We start from the raw sequence: 19,218 nt of genomic DNA on the forward strand, positions 1-19,218 counted from the left end.
ATCTTTTTTGAGTAAAACGATAATAGATAAACTTTGGGATAGCCATGTTGTAGTAAAAGAAGATAATAAACCTGACCTGCTTTATATTGATCTGCATTTAATTCACGAAGTAACATCACCGCAAGCATTTGCAGGTCTAAGAGAAAAGAACAGGAAAGTCAGAAGGCCTGATCTCTGTTTTGCCACAATGGATCATAACATTCCGACGGTAGATCGGTTCAATATTAAAGATGTGACTTCACGCTTGCAAGTGCAGACACTTGAAAAAAATTGTGAGGAATTTGGCATACAACTCGAAGGGCTTCATTCTGATCAGCAAGGAATTGTCCATGTTATAGGACCGGAATTAGGATTAACCTTACCTGGTAAAACAATTGTTTGCGGGGACAGTCATACATCAACACATGGAGCATTTGGAGCGCTAGCTTTTGGGATTGGTACAAGTGAAGTGGAGCATGTTCTAGCCACACAAACGCTGTGGCAGCATAAACCAAAACAGATGAATGTAAGGATCGAAGGGGATTTAGGATTCGGTGTAACTGCAAAAGATGTAATTTTATGGTTCATTGCTAAATACGGAACCAATATTGGCACTGGATATATCATTGAGTTTTCTGGCAGCACTGTTGCAGGATTTACGATGGAAGAAAGAATGACCCTTTGTAATATGTCGATTGAAGCAGGCGCTAAAGCGTCCGTTATTGCTCCGGATGAAACAACGTTCCATTATATCTCGGGTAAGCGTTACGCGCCAAAACAACAAGAATTTCAGAAGAAATGTGAAAGCTGGAGAAACCTTGCGACCGATCCTGATGCAACATTTGATAAAACGATAGAAATCAACGCAGCAGAGATCGAACCGATGGTCACATGGGGAACGAATCCATCAATGTGCCTGCCGATCAGTGGTCAGATTCCTGCTGAAGATCCTTCTTCCTCAAATGAAGAAAGGCATTCTGTGCGCAATGCTCTCTCTTACATGGGCTTTAAAGGAAATGAAAAAATAGAAAATATCAACGTTCAGCATGTGTTTATAGGATCATGTACGAATTCTAGGCTCAGTGATCTTGTTGAAGCCTCAAGAGTAGTTGAGGGCTCTAAGGTTCATCCAGGTGTTCGTGCTATCGTGGTACCGGGTTCTCAATCTGTTAAACAAGAAGCGGAAAAATTGGGTCTTCACCAGATCTTTTTGGATGCCGGTTTTGAATGGCGTGACTCGGGCTGTTCCATGTGTCTTGGTATGAATGATGACATTGTTCCAGAAGGAGAAAGGTGTGCTTCTACTTCAAATCGCAACTTTGCCGGCAGACAAGGTAAGGGCGCTAGAACGCATCTGGTTAGCCCTATAATGGCTGCGGCAGCGGCTTTACACGGTAAGTTTACAGATGTTCGTTCAGTACTTCCTAAAAGAGAAGAGGAGGTGGAGCGATATGCCGGGGTTTAAGACACATACAGGAAAAGCAGCTGTACTTGACCGGGATCATGTCGATACAGATCAGATCATTCCAAAGCAATTTTTAAAAAAGATCGATAAAGCCGGGTATGGAGAGTATCTGTTCTATGATTGGAGGTACCTTCGTGACGGAAATAAGAACGGATCTTTTGAACTAAACCAAGAAAAAACAAAGGGAGCCACTATTTTAGTAACAGGCAAAAACTTTGGATGCGGATCATCTAGAGAACATGCCCCTTGGGCACTTAAGGATTACGGTTTTCAGGTAATCATCGCTGAAAGTTTTGCCGATATCTTTTTCAACAACTGTGTGAAAAATGGAATATTGCCTATACGGCTCTCGAGGAATGAAATACAACAGCTGCATTTAAGCCATTCTGATGGGGTAATCGATGGGTTGAAAGTGGATTTAGAAGAGCAGTATGTTGCGGATGTGAACGGGGAAATCTTTCGGTTTGATTTTGATCCGTATTGGAAAAAGATGCTTTTAAATGGCTGGGACGAAATATCAGTCACACTTCAACAAGAAGCAGACATTAAAAAATATGAAGATGAGAGGATCGTGAACTGACAATGGGGATTTAACGATCACAGGGGAACGCTTATTCCACGCAATGGAGGAAGTGTCGAAAATTGCACACAGAACTCCGCTTAAACAATCGGCAACTTTAAATAAGTGGACGGGCGGAAAGTTGTATATGAAGCTCGAGAACTTACAAAGGACGGGTTCGTTTAAATTAAGAGGGGCTTATTACAAAGTATCAACATTAAATGATTTTGAAGGAGCGAGAGGCGTTATTGCCGCTTCAGCTGGTAATCATGCGCAAGGATTGGCCCTCTCCTGTTCGTTGCGTGGCATCAAATCAAAAATCTTTATGCCGGAAAATGCACCCCTATCCAAGATTGAAGCAGTTAAATCGTATGGCGCAGATATTGTTTTAGAAGGTGATAATTATCAGGCGGCGTATGAAGCAGCTAAGAAGGAAGAGCTTGTGAACGGCTCGGTCTTTGTTCATCCTTTTGACGATTATGATGTGATTGCCGGACAAAGCACTGTAGCACTCGAGATGCTGCAGCAGAACCCGGAATTAAAAACGATTGTTGTACCTGTCGGAGGGGGCGGACTTTTAGCGGGTATCGCCTTGGCCGTAAAATCGATCAGACCCGATGTCCGAGTAGTAGGTGTACAGTCTGCTAATGTAAGTGCTGTTTACCAGGCATTCACTGGCAGCTCTAAGAAGCCGTTATCACGCTGCTCTTCAATAGCGGATGGGATAGCAGTAGTAAAACCCGGAGAGATTACCGTTCCTGTGATTTCAAAGTATGTAGATGAAATGGTCACTGTCACGGAAGAACAGATCGCTTTTGCTATGATGTTTATGCTCGAGCGAGAAAAGATGGTGGTAGAAGGAGCAGGCGCTGCAAGTCTTGCTGCGGTCCTGTTTCATAGCCAGTTAGCTGCCGGTCAAAAAGTAGGACTAATCATAAGTGGCGGAAACGTAGATCCGCAAAAGTGGTCCTTTTACAAAGGGTTAGCAGATAAGTTGAATATGAAGAGAATAAGTTAGGTCTTTTGAGCTCTTAAGGAAGCGAAAAACTTCTTTAAGGGCTCTTTTTTTTATAGTGTCTGTTTCAGGTGTACATAATGAGAGGAGGATAAAGCTTTTATGTAATGAGTTCAATTTTTTATATGATGATGCTCCATTTTTATGTGATTATCTTGTTTTTTTATGTGATTATTACGCATGTAGGACCCCTTTGTATTTTCAGGAAGAAAACGGACGTTTAAAGCAACTTTGAACGAAGGCTTTCTTGAGTTCCCCTCATGAAACTGATATTCTTTACTCAAACATTAACGGAAACGGAGAGTTGTGATGACTAACGATAAGAGCAACAAAAACAATATCATTCGGTTTCCAAATTTAAATGGACGTCTATTGGAAAAGGGCATGGATTCCTTAAAAAATAAAAAGTATGATGAGGCGTTATCCTGCTTCGAACAATTGCTCCATTCCGATCCAATGCATGCACAAGGCAACCTTGGACTTGTTCTTAGCTTGGTTGAGTTAGGAAGGCTGCATGAAGCAAAAAAGAGATGTGACAGGATGCTTAAAGAAGGGATCGGAGAATATTACGACGTTCTTCAGATTTATTTAAGTATTTTAGTTCAGCTGTCTGAATACATAACGGTTGTTTCTGTGATCGAAGCTGTTTTAGAAGAGCAGAAAATACCTGCTGACAAAGCAGAAACGTTTTATCAGCTGCTTCAGTTCAGCCGCAAAGTGATCGAACAAGAAGGAATACCAGAAGTTAAAAGAGACCCGGAGCCGAAAGTAAATGAAAATCCTGATTTTCATACATTAAAGGAGATGCTCTCAAGTGACAGGGCGGATTCACAATGGATTGCTGTTCAACAGCTAAAAAGATTAGGAGCTGAGATCACTGTTCCATTGTTTGAATCTTTCTTGATTGATGAGAAAAAACATCCGGCTGTAAAAAGCTTGATCCTGCAATACTTGAAGGAAAACCAGATCAACAAAATCGTCAAACTTGAAAAATATGGACAAACAGACGAGGTCGACATAGCTGAACTGACAGAATTAAACGAACATCCTTTTTATAAAGAAGTAAGGACCCTGATCCAGGATGAACTCGAACAAGAAAATCCTTCTTTGCTAGATATTGCCCTTGCAGTATGGAAGGACTATACGCTTGCATTGTATCCATTCTCCCCACAGCCAGAAAATAAACTATTATGGTTTGAAGCATCTGTCATGGCTGCCTCTATCTTGTGTGGGATAGAAGAAAGCATGGAATCAGAAGATGAAGAATTGCAGCATGCAGTTAAACTTCTTGTTGAGCTGGAAAGATTTTATATGCAGACATAATGAGAAAGTGTTGTAACTTGTTGAAATACAAAACGTCTATGCTATAATGGAATGGTTGTAATCTATATGATATTTATGGAAATACCGATGTTGGAGGGAACATTTAATGAGTGCTAAATGGGAAAAGTTAGAAGGCAATCAAGGTGTCTTAACGGTTGAAGTTGAGGCTACTGAAGTAGATACAGCGCTAGACCAAGCGTTTAAAAAAGTTGTTAAAAAGGTTAACGTACCAGGATTCCGTAAAGGAAAAATGCCGCGCAGACTTTTTGAACAACGTTTTGGTGTTGAATCTCTTTACCAAGACGCTTTAGATATCCTATTGCCAAAAGCATATGGAGACGCTGTACAAGAGACAGGAATTGAGCCTGTTGACCGTCCAGAAGTTGACATTGAAAAAATGGAACAGGGAAGCAACCTTGTTTTCACAGCAAAAGTTATCGTTAAGCCTGAAGTGAAACTTGGCGAATACAAAGGACTTGAAGTTGAAAAGGTAGAAACGGAAGTTACTGATGAAGATGTTCAAAACGAACTGACTTCTTTGCAAGAACAACAAGCAGAATTAGTTGTTAAAGAAGAAGGCACTGTTGAGAATGGCGACACTGTAAACATCGATTTTGAAGGATTCGTTGATGGAGAAGCGTTTGAAGGCGGAAAAGCTGAGAACTACTCGCTTGAAATCGGATCTGGTTCATTCATCCCAGGCTTTGAAGAAAAATTAGTTGGTGAAAAAGCTGGAGCGGAAAAAGACGTAGACGTTACTTTCCCTGAAGAGTACCATGCTGAAGAATTAGCTGGTAAGCCTGCGGTATTTAAAGTTAAGATTCATGACATCAAAGCTAAACAACTTCCTGAACTTAATGATGAGTTTGCAAAGGAAGCTGAAGGCGATGCTGAAACTTTAGAAGAACTAAAGAAAGAACTTCGCACGAAGCTTGAAGAAAGCAAAAAGCAAGAAGCTGAAAACAAAACTCGTGAAACAGTTATCGAAAAAGCTTCTGAAAATGCAGAGATCGAAATTCCAGAAGCAATGGTAAACACAGAGCTTGACCGTATGGTTCAAGAATTTGGTCAACGTCTTCAAATGCAAGGTATGAACCTTGACCTTTACTACCAGTTCTCTGGAACTAGCGAAGAAGCACTTCGTGAGCAAATGAAAGAAGATGCAGGAAAGCGCGTTCGCACAAATCTAGTGCTAGAAGCAATCGTTGAAGCTGAAAACATTGAAGTTTCTGAAGAAGAAATCGATGCTGAACTTAACAAGATGGCTGAAATGTACAAGATGGAAGTAGAACAGATCAAGCAGATGCTAGCAATGCAAGGTGGAAACGATGCGGTTGCTGCTGACTTGAAAGTTCGCAAAGCGATTGATTTCCTTGTTGACAACAGCAAAACTGCTTAATAAACAACTAAATCAGTTTAAAAATGAAACAAGGCGCGATCCTTATTTATCGTGCCTTGTTTTGCAATACATAACAAATTATGGGTAAATCCTCCTCCTGTTTGAAAAATAGGTTTTAAAACCCGCTGGATTGTTCATACTTATATAGAGCCATACCATACATATTTATTAAGCGTTATTATTTCCGTTTTAATATGGAAGTGTGATACAATCCATTATAATCAACGGAATGCTTAAACAGTAGAAATAGAACATACCAGACTTTAATTCAGATAAGACTGAAAATAGGTCAAGCGTTTCATCCATATTCTTGTTTTAGGGGTGATATCATTGTTTAAATTTAATGATGAAAAAGGGCAGTTAAAGTGTTCTTTCTGTGGTAAAACACAAGATCAAGTTAGAAAACTGGTTGCTGGACCAGGTGTATATATTTGTGATGAGTGTATTGAACTCTGCACAGAAATTGTAGAAGAAGAACTAGGTACGGAAGAGGATGTAGAGCTAAAAGAAGTACCTAAACCAGTCGAAATCCGCAAGATACTAGATGAGTATGTAATCGGACAGGATCAGGCCAAGAAATCTCTTTCTGTAGCCGTTTACAATCATTATAAACGTATTAATTCATCTCAAAAATCAGATGAAGTTGAACTGGCAAAAAGTAATATTGCGATGATCGGACCGACTGGAAGCGGTAAAACCCTTCTTGCTCAAACTTTGGCTCGTATTTTAAATGTACCTTTTGCTATTGCTGATGCTACATCTTTAACAGAAGCAGGTTATGTAGGTGAGGATGTTGAAAACATTCTTCTTAAACTGATACAGTCTGCTGATTATGATGTTGAAAAAGCAGAAAAAGGAATCATTTATATTGATGAGATTGATAAGATCGCTCGTAAATCAGAGAATCCTTCCATTACAAGAGACGTATCTGGTGAAGGGGTTCAGCAAGCGCTACTTAAAATCCTTGAAGGTACGGTAGCTAGTGTTCCGCCTCAAGGAGGTAGAAAGCACCCTCACCAAGAGTTTATTCAAATCGACACGACCAACATTCTATTCATTTGCGGTGGTGCGTTTGATGGAATTGAACAAATTATTAAACGACGTCTTGGTAAAAAGGTTATTGGTTTTAGTTCTGATTCCAAGCAAGCTGATTTAAAAGCAGGAGAATACTTATCTAAGGTTCTGCCTGAAGACTTGCTTCGATTTGGTCTGATCCCTGAATTTATCGGCCGTTTACCGGTTATTTCTAACTTGAATCCTTTAGATGAAGATGCATTGATCGAAATCTTAACGAAGCCTAAGAATGCTCTTGTCAAACAATATCAAAAGCTATTAGATATTGATGGGGTAGAATTAGAATTCACAGAAGAAGCTCTTCGTGAAATCTCTGCTCAAGCGATCGAGCGTAAGACAGGTGCCCGTGGACTCCGTTCTATCATCGAAGGGGTTATGCTTGATGTAATGTTCGAGCTGCCTTCAAGAGACGATGTTGTGAAATGTATCGTGACAAAAGAAACGATTTCTGACAAAGTGCCTCCAACATTAGAACTTGAAGACGGTACTGTGATAGAACAATCAAAAGAAACTCCAAAAGAGAGTGCCTAATCTCAATGTGTAAAAAACCAGCGAAAGCTGGTTTTTTATTGTTTTATCACCATTAAAAATATTCTAATCATAAATCAATCAAATTCTTTTTGCCTTTATGACCGTTTAGCCCATCACCTCCTCGGAGATACTATGACTATCACTACATAGGTACCGGGAGGAAAAACAATGAACTGGACTGGCATAGCATTACTTATTCAATTATTTTTTGGTATCATAATCGGGCTGTATTTTTGGAACCTGCTTAGAAATCAGCGTTCTCAAAAAGTAAGCGTGGATAAAGAATCAAGAAAAGAGATGGAACAGCTAAGGAGACTGCGTTCGATCTCCCTATCCGAACCATTGTCTGAGCGTGTACGGCCTGGCAAATTTGAAGATATTATCGGACAAGAAGATGGCATTAAGGCATTAAAGGCAGCATTATGCGGACCTAACCCTCAGCATGTGATCGTTTATGGCCCCCCAGGAGTTGGGAAGACGGCAGCAGCTCGTCTAGTGTTAGAAGAAGCGAAAAGGAATAAGACCTCACCTTTTCGATCAAGCGCTGTATTTGTAGAATTGGATGCGACAACAGCTCGGTTTGATGAACGGGGCATCGCTGATCCTTTAATCGGATCAGTTCACGACCCGATCTACCAAGGTGCAGGGGCGATGGGACAAGCGGGAATACCACAGCCCAAACAAGGTGCAGTTACGAATGCGCACGGAGGGGTCCTGTTTATTGATGAGATAGGGGAACTTCATCCAATACAGATGAACAAACTTTTAAAGGTATTAGAAGATCGAAAAGTTTATTTAGAGAGTGCTTATTATTCGGAGGAGAACGCTACTATTCCTCATCACATCCATGATATATTCCAGAACGGTCTGCCTGCGGATTTTAGAATGATAGGTGCTACAACTCGTATGCCTGAAGAGATACCCCCTGCGATTCGATCCAGATGTTTAGAAGTCTTTTTTAGAGAACTCCAGCCAGCTGAGATAGAGCAAATCGCTAAACGAGCGGCTGATAAGATTCAATTAGGAATCGATGCAGAATCTTTACAGTACATGGCTCAATATGCGAAAAATGGCCGTGAAGCGGTAAACATGATTCAAATTGCAGCTGGGCTAGCGATCACAGAAGAGCGGAAGACTATCACGAAAAGCGATGTAGAATGGGTGACACATTCAAGCAGGATGGCTCCTAGACCTGAAAGAAAAATAGGAGCAAAACCAAAGATTGGTTTAGTAAACGGCCTTGCCGTATATGGACCGACAAGCGGTGCATTATTAGAGATCGAAACAACAGTTCTGCCGGCCAAGAAGCAAGGATCGATAACGATTACAGGCATAGCAGAAGAAGAGAGTATCGGAAACCAATCAAAATCTATTCGAAGAAAGAGTATGGCTAAAGGTTCTGTCGAAAACGTAATCACTGTTCTTAGGTACATGGGAGTAGATGCATCGATGTATGATATCCATGTGAACTTTCCGGGCGGCGGTCCTGTAGATGGTCCTTCAGCAGGAATAGCTATTGCTTCTTCCATCTATTCTGCGATTCATAATATTAAAATTGATCATGAAGTTGCAATGACAGGAGAAATCAGCATTCATGGAAAAGTGAAGCCTGTCGGAGGTGTTATGGCAAAGATTTTAGCCGCAAAAGATGCCGGTGCAAAGCGAGTGCTCATTCCTTTTGAGAACAACCAGAAAATATTCGAAAGCATTGAAGATGTAGAAATCATCCCGGTTAAAAAACTCTCAGAGGTGTTTCAATATGCATTTTTAGATGAGAGCGAGGAGCAATCAGTTCCTGCATCTGCAGCGCTTAATTCCCCTCCTTCTTCCGTATAAGGAGAAGAAGGGGTTTCTTTTTGTTCAACTTTTCAATATAAATAGCTTACATTAGACAAAGTTAAGCATTATCGGTAGAATTGTACAAAGACTATGCATATAATTAATGATTACACAGCAGTTTTCGGAGGTGTTTTTAATGGGGGAAAAACGAGTTCTTCCGCTCCTCCCTCTACGCGGATTGTTGGTCTATCCGACAATGGTGCTTCATCTTGATGTAGGAAGAGAAAAGTCCATTCAAGCGCTTGAAAAGGTGATGCTTGATGACCAAATGATTTTTCTTTCTACACAAAAAGAAGTATCAATAGAAGATCCGGCTAAAGAGGAAATATATAATGTAGGAACGTTATCAAAAGTAAATCAGATGCTCAAGCTGCCAAACGGCACGATTCGAGTATTAGTAGAAGGTATTCAACGTGGGAAGATCACTTCTTTTATGGATGAAAAAACACATGTTGAAGTAGAAGTTGAACTAACAGATGATGTTGAAGTCAAGGAAGCCGAAACAGAGGCGTTAATGAGAGCTGTTCTGGCGCAATTCGAACAATACATAAATCTTTCAAAAAAAGTTACGCCAGAAACTTTGGCGTCTGTTCAAGATATAACAGAGCCTGGGCGAATGGCTGACGTGATTTCTTCACACCTTTCTCTAAAGATTAAAGAGAAGCAGAAAATACTTGAGATCTTCGATGTGAAAGAAAGACTTGAACATCTTCTCACATTGTTAAACAATGAAAAAGAAGTGCTTGGACTTGAAAAGAAAATTGGTCAGCGTGTAAAAAAGGCCATGGAAAAAACACAAAAAGAATATTATTTGCGCGAACAAATGAAAGCCATACAAAAAGAACTTGGTGATAAAGAAGGCAAAGTTGGCGAAGTCAGTACCCTAAAAGAACGTATTGATTCATCTGATATGCCCGAGAATGTCATGGAGCTGGCAAAGAAAGAACTTGACCGATACGAAAAAATGCCAAATTCATCTGCAGAAAGTTCTGTGATAAGAACATATATCGAGTGGCTCGTCAATCTTCCGTGGAAACAAGAAACGGTAGATAATTTAGATATTCCGCATGCAGAAACCGTTTTAAACGAAGATCATTACGGGCTAGAAAAAGTGAAGGAACGCGTTTTAGAATATTTAGCTGTCCAAAAACTGACAAACTCGCTTAAAGGGCCAATTCTTTGTTTAGTTGGACCTCCTGGTGTTGGTAAAACATCCTTAGCAAAGTCTATTGCACGTGCGATCGGCAGAAACTTTGTTCGAATCTCACTTGGTGGAGTAAGGGACGAAGCGGAGATCAGAGGCCACCGGAGAACATATGTAGGAGCAATGCCAGGCAGATTAATTCAGGGCATGAAAAAAGCAGGCACGATCAATCCTGTGTTCTTGCTTGATGAGATTGATAAGATGTCTAGTGATTTTAGAGGAGACCCATCTTCTGCCATGCTGGAAGTTTTAGACCCTGAGCAAAACAGCACGTTCAGTGATCATTACATCGAAGAGCCTTATGATTTATCTAAAGTCATGTTCGTAACAACAGCCAACTCTCTTTCAACGATTCCAGGTCCTCTTTTAGATCGAATGGAAGTTATTTCAATCGCTGGTTATACAGAAGTCGAGAAACTTCACATTTCTAAAAACCACTTGATTCCTAAACAGTTGAAGGAACATGGTCTGAAAAAGAGCCAGATTCAGTTTAAGGATGATTGTATTTTAAAGCTAGTTCGTAATTACACAAGGGAAGCAGGAGTACGTAACCTTGAACGTCAAATTGCAGGACTATGCAGAAAAGCAGCTAAACAAATCGTATCTGAAGAGAAGAAAAAGGTTGTACTTTCGGCAAGAAACCTTGAGGATTACTTAGGTAAACCACGCTTCCGATATGGCCAGGCTGAACTTGAAGATCAAGTTGGTGCAGCTACTGGTTTAGCTTATACGACGGCTGGCGGAGATACACTTTCCATAGAAGTCGCTCTTTCTCCGGGGAAAGGGAAACTTATCCTTACCGGAAAATTAGGCGATGTGATGAAAGAATCAGCTCAGGCTGCTTTAAGTTATGTTCGGACAAAAGTAGAAGATCTAGGGATTGATCCGGATTTTTACGAAAAAACAGATATTCACATACACGTTCCAGAAGGGGCAACGCCAAAAGATGGACCTTCAGCAGGTATCACAATCGCTACAGCTCTTGTATCTGCTTTGACCAAGAAGCCTGTAAGAAAAGATGTAGGGATGACAGGTGAGATTACATTGAGAGGCCGTGTATTGCCGATCGGCGGATTAAAAGAAAAATCATTAAGTGCACATCGAGCAGGAATTAAGACGATCATTCTTCCAAAAGAGAATGAAAAAGACATTGAAGATATACCGGATACAGTAAAAGAAGGCTTATCTTTTATAGCGGTATCCCATTTAGATGAAGTGTTAAAAGTAGCATTAGCGGGTGATAGATAGTGAAAGTAAATACAGCAGAAATTGTTATTTCGGCAGTTGGACCTAAACAATATCCGGAAGGAAATCTTCCCGAAATTGCTCTGGCAGGTCGATCGAATGTAGGGAAATCATCTTTTATTAATAAGATGATTCATCGTAAAAACTTAGCGCGTACATCTTCTAGACCAGGAAAAACACAAACGCTAAACTTTTATATCTTAAATGAAAGTTTCTACTTTGTAGACGTTCCTGGTTATGGATTTGCTAAAGTGTCAAAAACAGAAAGAGAAGCTTGGGGTAAGATGATTGAACAGTATCTTGTTGAACGAGAACAGTTAAAAGCAGTTGTTCAGCTCGTGGATCTCAGACATCCCCCTTCAAAAGACGATTGCTTGATGTATGACTGGCTTAAATATCACGAGCTTCCTGTCATTATTGTTGCAACAAAAAGTGATAAGATCCCTAAAGGAAAATGGGACAAACATAAAAAAGTTGTCAAAGAAACATTAAACATGGATCCGAGTGACAAGATCGTATTATTCTCATCTGAGACCGGGCACGGAAAAGACGAAGCTTGGGGTGTACTTAACTCCTACTTAACCAAATAAAAACTAAAACCCTGTGCTCTTAGTGAGCACAGGGTTTTTTAGTATGAAAGATAACAAAAACAAACTATTTCTTTTTAAAAAACATGAGATAAGCACCTAATACCATCAGAATAATAGGCCAGAAATCTTCTGCTTTTACAAATATATTCTCTACAGAAGGGGTATTACTCTTAAAGAAGATCAGCCAAATAGCTAAAAGGGTTAAGAACAGCCCGGGTATGAGTCCTTCTTTTGTTTTTCGGTACTGCATGAGGAAAGATATTCCTGTAAGTAAAGTGATCATCTGCAGGGGTTCAGGCCATGCGGAAATTTTCGCTGCCAAATGAAAATGCAGCCCAAGTCCCGTAAGGAAGACTCCTGAAAACAGACTTGAAGAGTCCTTTCCGCCGTTTGCCTGCATGATCAGAGCGATACCGATGATTACTAATAAAGTTGGCCAAGTTAGGTAGGGCTGAAGAATTTCAATGTTCATTCTTGTTGTAAAATAGAATAATCCGATACCTAGTAAAATGATGCCGCTGAATGTGTTTCTTTGTTTCATAATTCCTCCATCTTAAACGTAAACCTTTGCTAATTTGGTCGAAATTTGTTATTTTTAATAATGGTGCTAAGTGTTAGAGAATATGGTTACCCTAAAACTCCACGAACACCGATTAAAAAGTAATAATCCTATCATAGCATAAACGTTTAAATTCTGTTCACAATATCGGATATTCCGTTTTTTAGGACATGCTATAATAAGGATAGAACATACATAATTAAGGGAGGTGAGCGCATGCATATTCTAGTGGTTGGACTTAATTATAAAACAGCACCCGTAGAAATCCGGGAAAAAGTTTCATTTCAGCCCGCTGAATTGTCTGATGCGATCTCTACACTCCGAAAACAAAAAAGTATACTTGAATGTGTAATCGTTTCAACGTGCAACCGTACTGAGATTTATGCAGTTGCCGATCAGCTACATACAGGAAGATACTACATCAAATCTTTTTTGGCGGACTGGTTTTCAATAGATAAAGAAGAACTTTCTCCATTTTTGAGTATCAGAGATGGGGAAGCGGCTGTAGAACATCTTTTCCGTGTTGCAGCGGGCTTGGATTCTATGGTTATTGGAGAAACACAAATACTCGGTCAAGTACGAGATGGTTTTCTTGAATCTCAGAAACTTGATGCTACGGGCACGATCTTTAATAAATTGATGAAACAAGCGATCACGTTTGCAAAAAAGTGTCACTCTGAAACTGATATCGGTGAAAATGCGGTTTCAGTCAGCTATGCAGCTGTTGAACTTGCCAAGAAAATCTTTGGCGGTCTTCAAAATAAGACGATCTTGATCGTCGGAGCCGGTAAAATGGGTGAGCTTACAGCTAAACATCTTCATGCAAGTGGTGGCAATGAAGTATTAGTGATTAATCGTACATTTGAAAAAGCAAAAGAAGTAGCCAAGAAGTTTCATGGAACAGCACAGCCTTTCGAAAGCTTAGAAAGCTTGCTTGTAAAAGCAGATATCGTGATTTCTTCCACAGGAGCAAGCGACTTTGTTATTACAAAAGAAATGGCGGCTCCAGCTGTTAAGAAACGTAAAGGGCTCCCATTGTTTATGGTAGATATTGCGGTTCCGCGAGACTTGGATCCCGCTTTGCACGATTTAGAAAGTGTTTTCTTATATGATATCGATGATTTAGAGGGTATTGTTGAGTCAAATCTTGCTGAACGCATGAAGGAAGCAGAAAAGATTGAAATCATGATTGAAGCTGAAATCGTAGCTTTCCAATCCTGGATCTCTATGCTTGGTGTTGTTCCGTTGATTTCTGCCCTTCGTGAAAAAGCACTAAACATCCAAGCTGAGACCATGCAAAGCATTGAACGCAAGCTTCCTGATCTTACAGAACGCGAAAGAAAGATTTTAAGTAAGCATACCAAAAGTATAGTGAATCAATTGCTGCGTGATCCAGTCACAAGAGCGAAAGAAATGGCTGGACAGCCAGGGGCAGATGAGCAGCTACAGTTGTTTACAGAGATTTTTGGGTTGGAAGAATACTTGGATAAACAGAAGCAGTTGGAAACAGGACTCGCTGCAAACAGAGAAGAGAGACCTTCTTTGACGGATGAAGTGGTTAATTCCGCTGCAGTGAGAACGTAAGCTTTCGTTTCCCTCGAGCTCATGGAGTGTGAGCAGAATGAATTGGATATATGATCTGACTATCGTCTTATATGCACTTAGCATCATAGGCTATTTTATAGATTTTCTTCAAAACAACCGGAAAGCGAACCAATTTGCTTTCTGGTTGCTTTCTATTGTCTGGATACTACAATCGGTCTTTTTTGTGTTAAGGATGCTGAAAGATCAGCGGTTTCCGATATTAACACCCTCGGAAGGCCTGTTTTTTTATGCATGGATACTCGTAACTTTTTCGGTGGTCATGAGCAGGTTTTTCAGGGTAGATTTCTTAGTTTTCTTCACTAATGTACTAGGGTTCCTGTTAGTGTCGATTCATTTGTTCGCACCTACAGGACAGGCCAGCGCAGTGCTGGAAAAACAGCTCTTTTCAGAACTATTGATTATTCATATAACTATGGCTTTTATCTCATATGGAGCCTTCTCACTGTCTTTTATCTTTTCATTCATGTATTTGCTGCAGCATGGCATGTTAAAACGAAAAAAATGGAGTAAAAGACTGCAGCGATTCGGCAGTCTATCATACTTAGAAAAGTTATCATTTAGGTTGAATACAATAGGAGTCCCTCTCCTCCTGCTAAGTTTAATATTAGGAGTGGTATGGGCATTCTGGAAGTTGAATGACTTTACGCTTCTCGATGCAAAAGTCATCTCATCGTTTGTCGTTCTTCTGGTTTACAGCACATACTTGTATCAAAAGGTAGGAAGGGGCGTTCAGGGGAAAACACTGGCACTTTGGAATGTGGCTGCGTTTCTGGTCGTTTTGATTAACTACTTTTTAGCATCAACGTTTACAGAATTCCATCTATGGTATAAGTAAAGAGATAGGAGATTCATATAATGAGAAAAATTATTGTAGGTTCTAGAAGAAGTAAGTTAGCTCTAACACAGACAAATTGGGTGATCGACCAATTAAAAAAAGCAGGTATGCCTTTTGAGTTTGAAGTGAAAGAAATTGTTACTAAAGGTGATGTAATCCTAAATGTAACTTTGTCTAAAGTAGGGGGTAAAGGGCTTTTTGTTAAAGAGATCGAACAGGCTATGTTAGATAAAGAGATTGATATCGCTGTACACAGTATGAAAGATATGCCATCTGAATTGCCTGAAGGATTAGAAATCGGATGTACACCGAAACGCGTTGACCCTAGAGATGCATTGATCTCAGAGAAGTATTCTTCATTAAGAGAATTACCTAACGGTGCAGTTGTAGGAACTAGTTCATTAAGAAGAGCAGCACAGCTATTGAACAGACGTCCAGATCTGACAATGAAGTCTATCCGCGGTAACATCGATACACGTCTTGAAAAGCTGAAATCAGGAGAATTTGATGCTATCATTCTTGCCGCAGCAGGATTAGAAAGAATGGGCTGGTCCAGTGATGTCGTAACAGAATATTTAGATGTTGACCTCTGTTTACCGGCTGTAGGACAAGGCTCATTAGCGATCGAATGCAGAAGTGAAGACAGTGAAGTGAAAGAGCTGTTATCAACACTTAATGATGAATATACGTATCAAACGGTTCAAGCTGAACGTGCTTTTTTACATTCGTTAGAAGGCGGCTGCCAGGTGCCAATCGCTGCATTTGCAACAATGACCGATGATCACGAAGTAACATTAACTGGCCTTGTTGCCGATCCAGAAGGCAAAAAAGTATTAAAAGAAATAAACAAAGGTAAAGACCCTCAACGTGTAGGAGTCGATCTTGCTGAAGAATTAAAGAGCTTAGGTGCAAAGAAAATTCTGGATGATGTAAAAAAGGATTTAAACGCTTAATGAAATGGAAGGATAGATCGTTAGAAGGCAAAACGATTCTTGTTACCAGGCCGAAAGAACAGGCAGAACCTTTGATTACACGAATTAAAGAAAGAGGAGGAATACCCCTTTCTTTTCCCGTTGTATCCATTAAGGGTGCAAAGAATGTTCTGAAAGAAAAAATTTTGGATGATCTTTCATCGTTCCATTGGATTATCTTTACGAGTAAGAATGGAGTTGACTATTTTTTTCAGCTGATCAACGATCTAGACGTGTCTTTACAAAACCATAAGTTTGCTGCTGTAGGTGAAAAAACAGCGGATACATTAAGACGATATGGAGTGACATCAATACTCGTACCGGGACGCTTTGATGCATCAGATTTAGCGGAAGTTCTGAAGAAACAGGTCCTAAAAGATGAAAGGATTCTGTTTCCAAAAGGAAATTTAGCTCCTTCATATCTTAAAGAATCCTTAGCAGATATTGCTCATGTGGAAGAGCTGATTGTCTATGAAACAACTTCTGCAGTAGATTTGGATTGGTCATTGCCAGAGAAAGCCGATTGTTTCTTTTTTTTGAGCCCTTCCGCTGTTTCATTTATGATGAAACAAGATGCTATCAAGCACAACAGCACGATCTATAAGACCCCAGTATTCTGTATTGGGCCGACTACAAAGGCTTCCGCTGAGAAAAGTGGATTCTTGCATGTTTTTATGCCGAATAATTTTACTGCAGAAGATATGGTGAACTGTGCCATCTCTTATTTTCAAGGAGGAAGATAATCATGAATTTTCAGCGTCATCGTCGTTTAAGAAAATCAGCATCCATGCGTTCTCTTGTCCGTGAAACACATCTTCATGTGTCAGATTTTATTTACCCATTATTTTTTGTTGAGGGCGAGAATGTAAAAAAAGAAGTACCTTCTATGCCGGGTGTATACCATCTGTCTCTCGACTATTTACAGGAAGAAGTAAAAGAGATTGAAGGGTTAGGCATCCAATCTATCATCGTGTTTGGTGTGCCTAACGAAAAAGATGATTGCGGAAGCTCGGCTTATGATCATAATGGAATTGTACAAAAAGCTATTCGCCAGATTAAAGAAATCGCTCCGTCTTTGACGGTAATTGCTGATACCTGTTTATGTCAGTTCACAGATCATGGACATTGCGGAGTGATCGAGAACGGTGATGTACTCAATGATGAAACACTGGCACTCTTGGCAAAAACCGCTGTCTCTCAAGCGGCAGCAGGGGCTGACATTATTGCTCCCTCAAACATGATGGACGGTTTTGTAGCAGCCATCAGACAAGGATTGGATGAAGCAGGATACTATGATGTTCCAATCATGTCCTATGCTGTTAAGTATGCATCCTCATTTTATGGACCTTTCCGTGATGCAGCTCATAGTACACCTCAATTTGGAGACAGAAAAACGTATCAGATGGATCCGGCAAACCGATTAGAGGCTCTTCGTGAAGCTGAATCGGATATCGCTGAAGGCGCTGACTTTTTAATGGTAAAACCAGCACTATCTTACCTGGATATTTTAAGAGAGCTTAAGGACCGATATCCTCTGCCTCTTGTTGCTTACAATGTGAGTGGAGAATATTCGATGATTAAAGCTGCTGCGTTGAATGGCTGGGTAGATGAGAAGAGCATCGTGCTCGAAAAATTGATCTCTATGAAAAGAGCTGGAGCAGATCTCATCATTACGTATTTTGCAAAAGATGCAGCTGGATGGCTGAACGACAAATAAAAAGGGGTGTTGGTATGAAAAGCTTTGATAAATCGATCGCTGCCTTTAAAGAAGCAAAGGAATATATGCCAGGTGGCGTTAATAGTCCCGTTAGGGCATTTAAGTCAGTAAAAATGGACCCTGTATTTATGGAGCGAGGGAAAGGCTCTAAGATTTACGACATCGACGGAAATGAATATATCGATTACGTATTATCTTGGGGACCATTAATTTTAGGACATGCTGATGAAGAAGTTGTTAAAGCACTTAAGGAAACAGCTGAACGTGGTACAAGTTTCGGTGCTCCTAACGAAATGGAAACGAAGCTTGCAAAACTAGTCATTGATCGTGTACCATCTATTGAAGTCGTTCGAATGGTAAATTCTGGTACCGAAGCAACTATGAGTGCCCTTCGTTTAGCACGCGGTTACACAGGAAGAAGTAAGATCGTAAAGTTTGAAGGCTGTTACCATGGACATGGAGATTCACTATTGATAAAAGCTGGCTCTGGTGTAGCCACTCTTGGACTTCCTGATTCTCCAGGTGTCCCGGAAGGAATAGCACAAAATACGATTACAGTACCTTACAATGATCTTGAGAGCCTTCAAGTTGCATTTGACCAATTTGGCGAGGATATTGCGTGTGTGATCGTAGAACCAGTAGCAGGAAACATGGGAGTAGTTCCTCCTCAAAAAGGTTTTCTTGAAGGGGTGCGTAAGATCACGGAACAGCATGGCTCACTTTTGATCTTTGATGAAGTTATGACCGGATTTCGTGTGGATTACGAATGTGCACAAGGGTACTTTGGTGTAACTCCTGACCTTACATGCTTAGGAAAAGTAATCGGCGGTGGTCTGCCTGTAGGTGCGTATGGCGGGAAACGGGAAATTATGGAACAGATTGCACCAAGCGGTCCGATCTACCAAGCAGGTACTTTATCAGGAAATCCACTTGCGATGGCTGCAGGTTATGCTACACTTTCTCAACTTACAAAAGAAAGTTATGGTTACTTCCAAAAGCTTGGAGATCTTCTCGCGACAGGAATTTCTGAAGCTGCAGAACATTATGGTATAGAGCATACGATCAACCGTGCAGGAAGTATGATCGGTTTCTTCTTTACCGATCACGATGTTATCAACTATGAAACAGCAAAGTTATCAAATCTGGATCATTTTAATTCTTGTTTCCGGACAATGCTTCAAGAAGGTATTTCGCTGCCTCCATCACAATTTGAAGGATTGTTCCTGTCAACAGCACATACGGAAGCAGATATCGAGAAAACAGTAGCTGCCTTTAGGAAAGCTTTTTCACAATTAAAATAGTATTACT

The 19,218-nt window shown here is 40.3% G+C and carries 16 protein-coding genes; 15 read left to right on the plus strand and 1 reads right to left on the minus strand.

All coding sequences use genetic code 11. From position 1 onward, the window contains the following. Positions 1–7 precede the first annotated feature (7 nt). From leuC to yihA, 9 genes are all read left to right on the plus strand, one after another. Positions 8–1,444: a 3-isopropylmalate dehydratase large subunit gene (gene leuC, locus IEV52_RS06535; RefSeq protein WP_229754206.1), complete on the plus strand. Its 1,437-nt coding sequence runs from the start codon at positions 8–10 to the stop codon at positions 1,442–1,444. Continuing rightward, positions 1,431–2,024 (plus strand): 3-isopropylmalate dehydratase small subunit, encoded by a 594-nt coding sequence (gene leuD / locus IEV52_RS06540; protein WP_188401673.1) that lies wholly within the window; start codon positions 1,431–1,433, stop codon positions 2,022–2,024. The genes leuC and leuD overlap by 14 nt, the downstream gene beginning before the upstream one ends. 43 nt (positions 2,025–2,067) lie before the next feature. Then, on the plus strand, positions 2,068–3,021 hold the full coding sequence (ilvA, locus tag IEV52_RS06545; RefSeq protein ID WP_188401674.1) for a threonine ammonia-lyase: 954 nt from the start codon (positions 2,068–2,070) through the stop codon (positions 3,019–3,021). A 306-nt stretch (positions 3,022–3,327) separates the two neighbouring features. Further along, positions 3,328–4,341, plus strand: coding sequence for a hypothetical protein (locus tag IEV52_RS06550; RefSeq protein ID WP_188401675.1), 1,014 nt, complete (start codon positions 3,328–3,330; stop codon positions 4,339–4,341). 106 nt (positions 4,342–4,447) lie between these two features. Next, positions 4,448–5,740 (plus strand): trigger factor, encoded by a 1,293-nt coding sequence (tig, locus tag IEV52_RS06555; protein WP_188401676.1) that lies wholly within the window; start codon positions 4,448–4,450, stop codon positions 5,738–5,740. A gap of 330 nt (positions 5,741–6,070) precedes the next feature. After that, the gene (clpX, locus tag IEV52_RS06560; RefSeq protein ID WP_188401677.1) at positions 6,071–7,345 is read left to right on the plus strand and encodes an ATP-dependent protease ATP-binding subunit ClpX; all 1,275 of its coding nucleotides are present in this window, start codon (positions 6,071–6,073) and stop codon (positions 7,343–7,345) included. Positions 7,346–7,513: 168 nt separating this feature from the next. Next, positions 7,514–9,181: an ATP-dependent protease LonB gene (gene lonB / locus IEV52_RS06565; protein WP_188401678.1), complete on the plus strand. Its 1,668-nt coding sequence runs from the start codon at positions 7,514–7,516 to the stop codon at positions 9,179–9,181. A gap of 139 nt (positions 9,182–9,320) precedes the next feature. After that, positions 9,321–11,636, plus strand: coding sequence for an endopeptidase La (gene lon, locus IEV52_RS06570; protein WP_188401679.1), 2,316 nt, complete (start codon positions 9,321–9,323; stop codon positions 11,634–11,636). Then, positions 11,636–12,223, plus strand: coding sequence for a ribosome biogenesis GTP-binding protein YihA/YsxC (gene yihA, locus IEV52_RS06575; RefSeq protein WP_188401680.1), 588 nt, complete (start codon positions 11,636–11,638; stop codon positions 12,221–12,223). Before lon ends, yihA begins: the two co-directional genes overlap by 1 nt. 64 nt (positions 12,224–12,287) lie before the next feature. Here yihA and IEV52_RS06580 read toward each other — a convergent pair whose 3' ends face one another. Further along, the gene (locus IEV52_RS06580) at positions 12,288–12,764 is read right to left on the minus strand and encodes a LiaF transmembrane domain-containing protein (RefSeq protein ID WP_188401681.1); all 477 of its coding nucleotides are present in this window, start codon (positions 12,762–12,764) and stop codon (positions 12,288–12,290) included. Positions 12,765–12,998: 234 nt separating this feature from the next. On the opposite strand from IEV52_RS06580, the gene hemA reads away from it, so the two are divergent. The 6 genes from hemA to hemL are packed head-to-tail and all read left to right on the plus strand — an operon-like array spanning position 12,999 to position 19,211. After that, positions 12,999–14,366 carry a glutamyl-tRNA reductase gene (gene hemA, locus IEV52_RS06585; RefSeq protein WP_188401682.1) on the plus strand — a complete coding sequence of 456 codons (1,368 nt, stop codon included), beginning with the start codon at positions 12,999–13,001 and terminating at the stop codon, positions 14,364–14,366. Positions 14,367–14,403: 37 nt separating this feature from the next. Then, entirely contained in the window at positions 14,404–15,222 is an 819-nt protein-coding gene (locus tag IEV52_RS06590; protein ID WP_188401683.1) for a cytochrome C assembly family protein, read from the plus strand. 20 nt (positions 15,223–15,242) lie between these two features. Then, a complete protein-coding gene (gene hemC / locus IEV52_RS06595; RefSeq protein WP_188401684.1) occupies positions 15,243–16,175 on the plus strand; it encodes a hydroxymethylbilane synthase in 933 nt (310 codons plus the stop codon). Further along, on the plus strand, positions 16,175–16,936 hold the full coding sequence (locus IEV52_RS06600; RefSeq protein WP_188401685.1) for a uroporphyrinogen-III synthase: 762 nt from the start codon (positions 16,175–16,177) through the stop codon (positions 16,934–16,936). Before hemC ends, IEV52_RS06600 begins: the two co-directional genes overlap by 1 nt. Before the next feature lie 2 nt (positions 16,937–16,938). Beyond that, positions 16,939–17,910: a porphobilinogen synthase gene (hemB, locus tag IEV52_RS06605; RefSeq protein WP_188401686.1), complete on the plus strand. Its 972-nt coding sequence runs from the start codon at positions 16,939–16,941 to the stop codon at positions 17,908–17,910. 14 nt (positions 17,911–17,924) lie between these two features. After that, positions 17,925–19,211, plus strand: a complete 1,287-nt coding sequence (gene hemL, locus IEV52_RS06610) for a glutamate-1-semialdehyde 2,1-aminomutase (protein ID WP_188401687.1) — start codon at positions 17,925–17,927, stop codon at positions 19,209–19,211. Positions 19,212–19,218 lie beyond the last annotated feature (7 nt).

The sequence above is a fragment of the Fictibacillus barbaricus genome, from assembly GCF_014635025.1.
GTDB classification, from domain to species: domain Bacteria; phylum Bacillota; class Bacilli; order Bacillales; family Fictibacillaceae; genus Fictibacillus; species Fictibacillus barbaricus.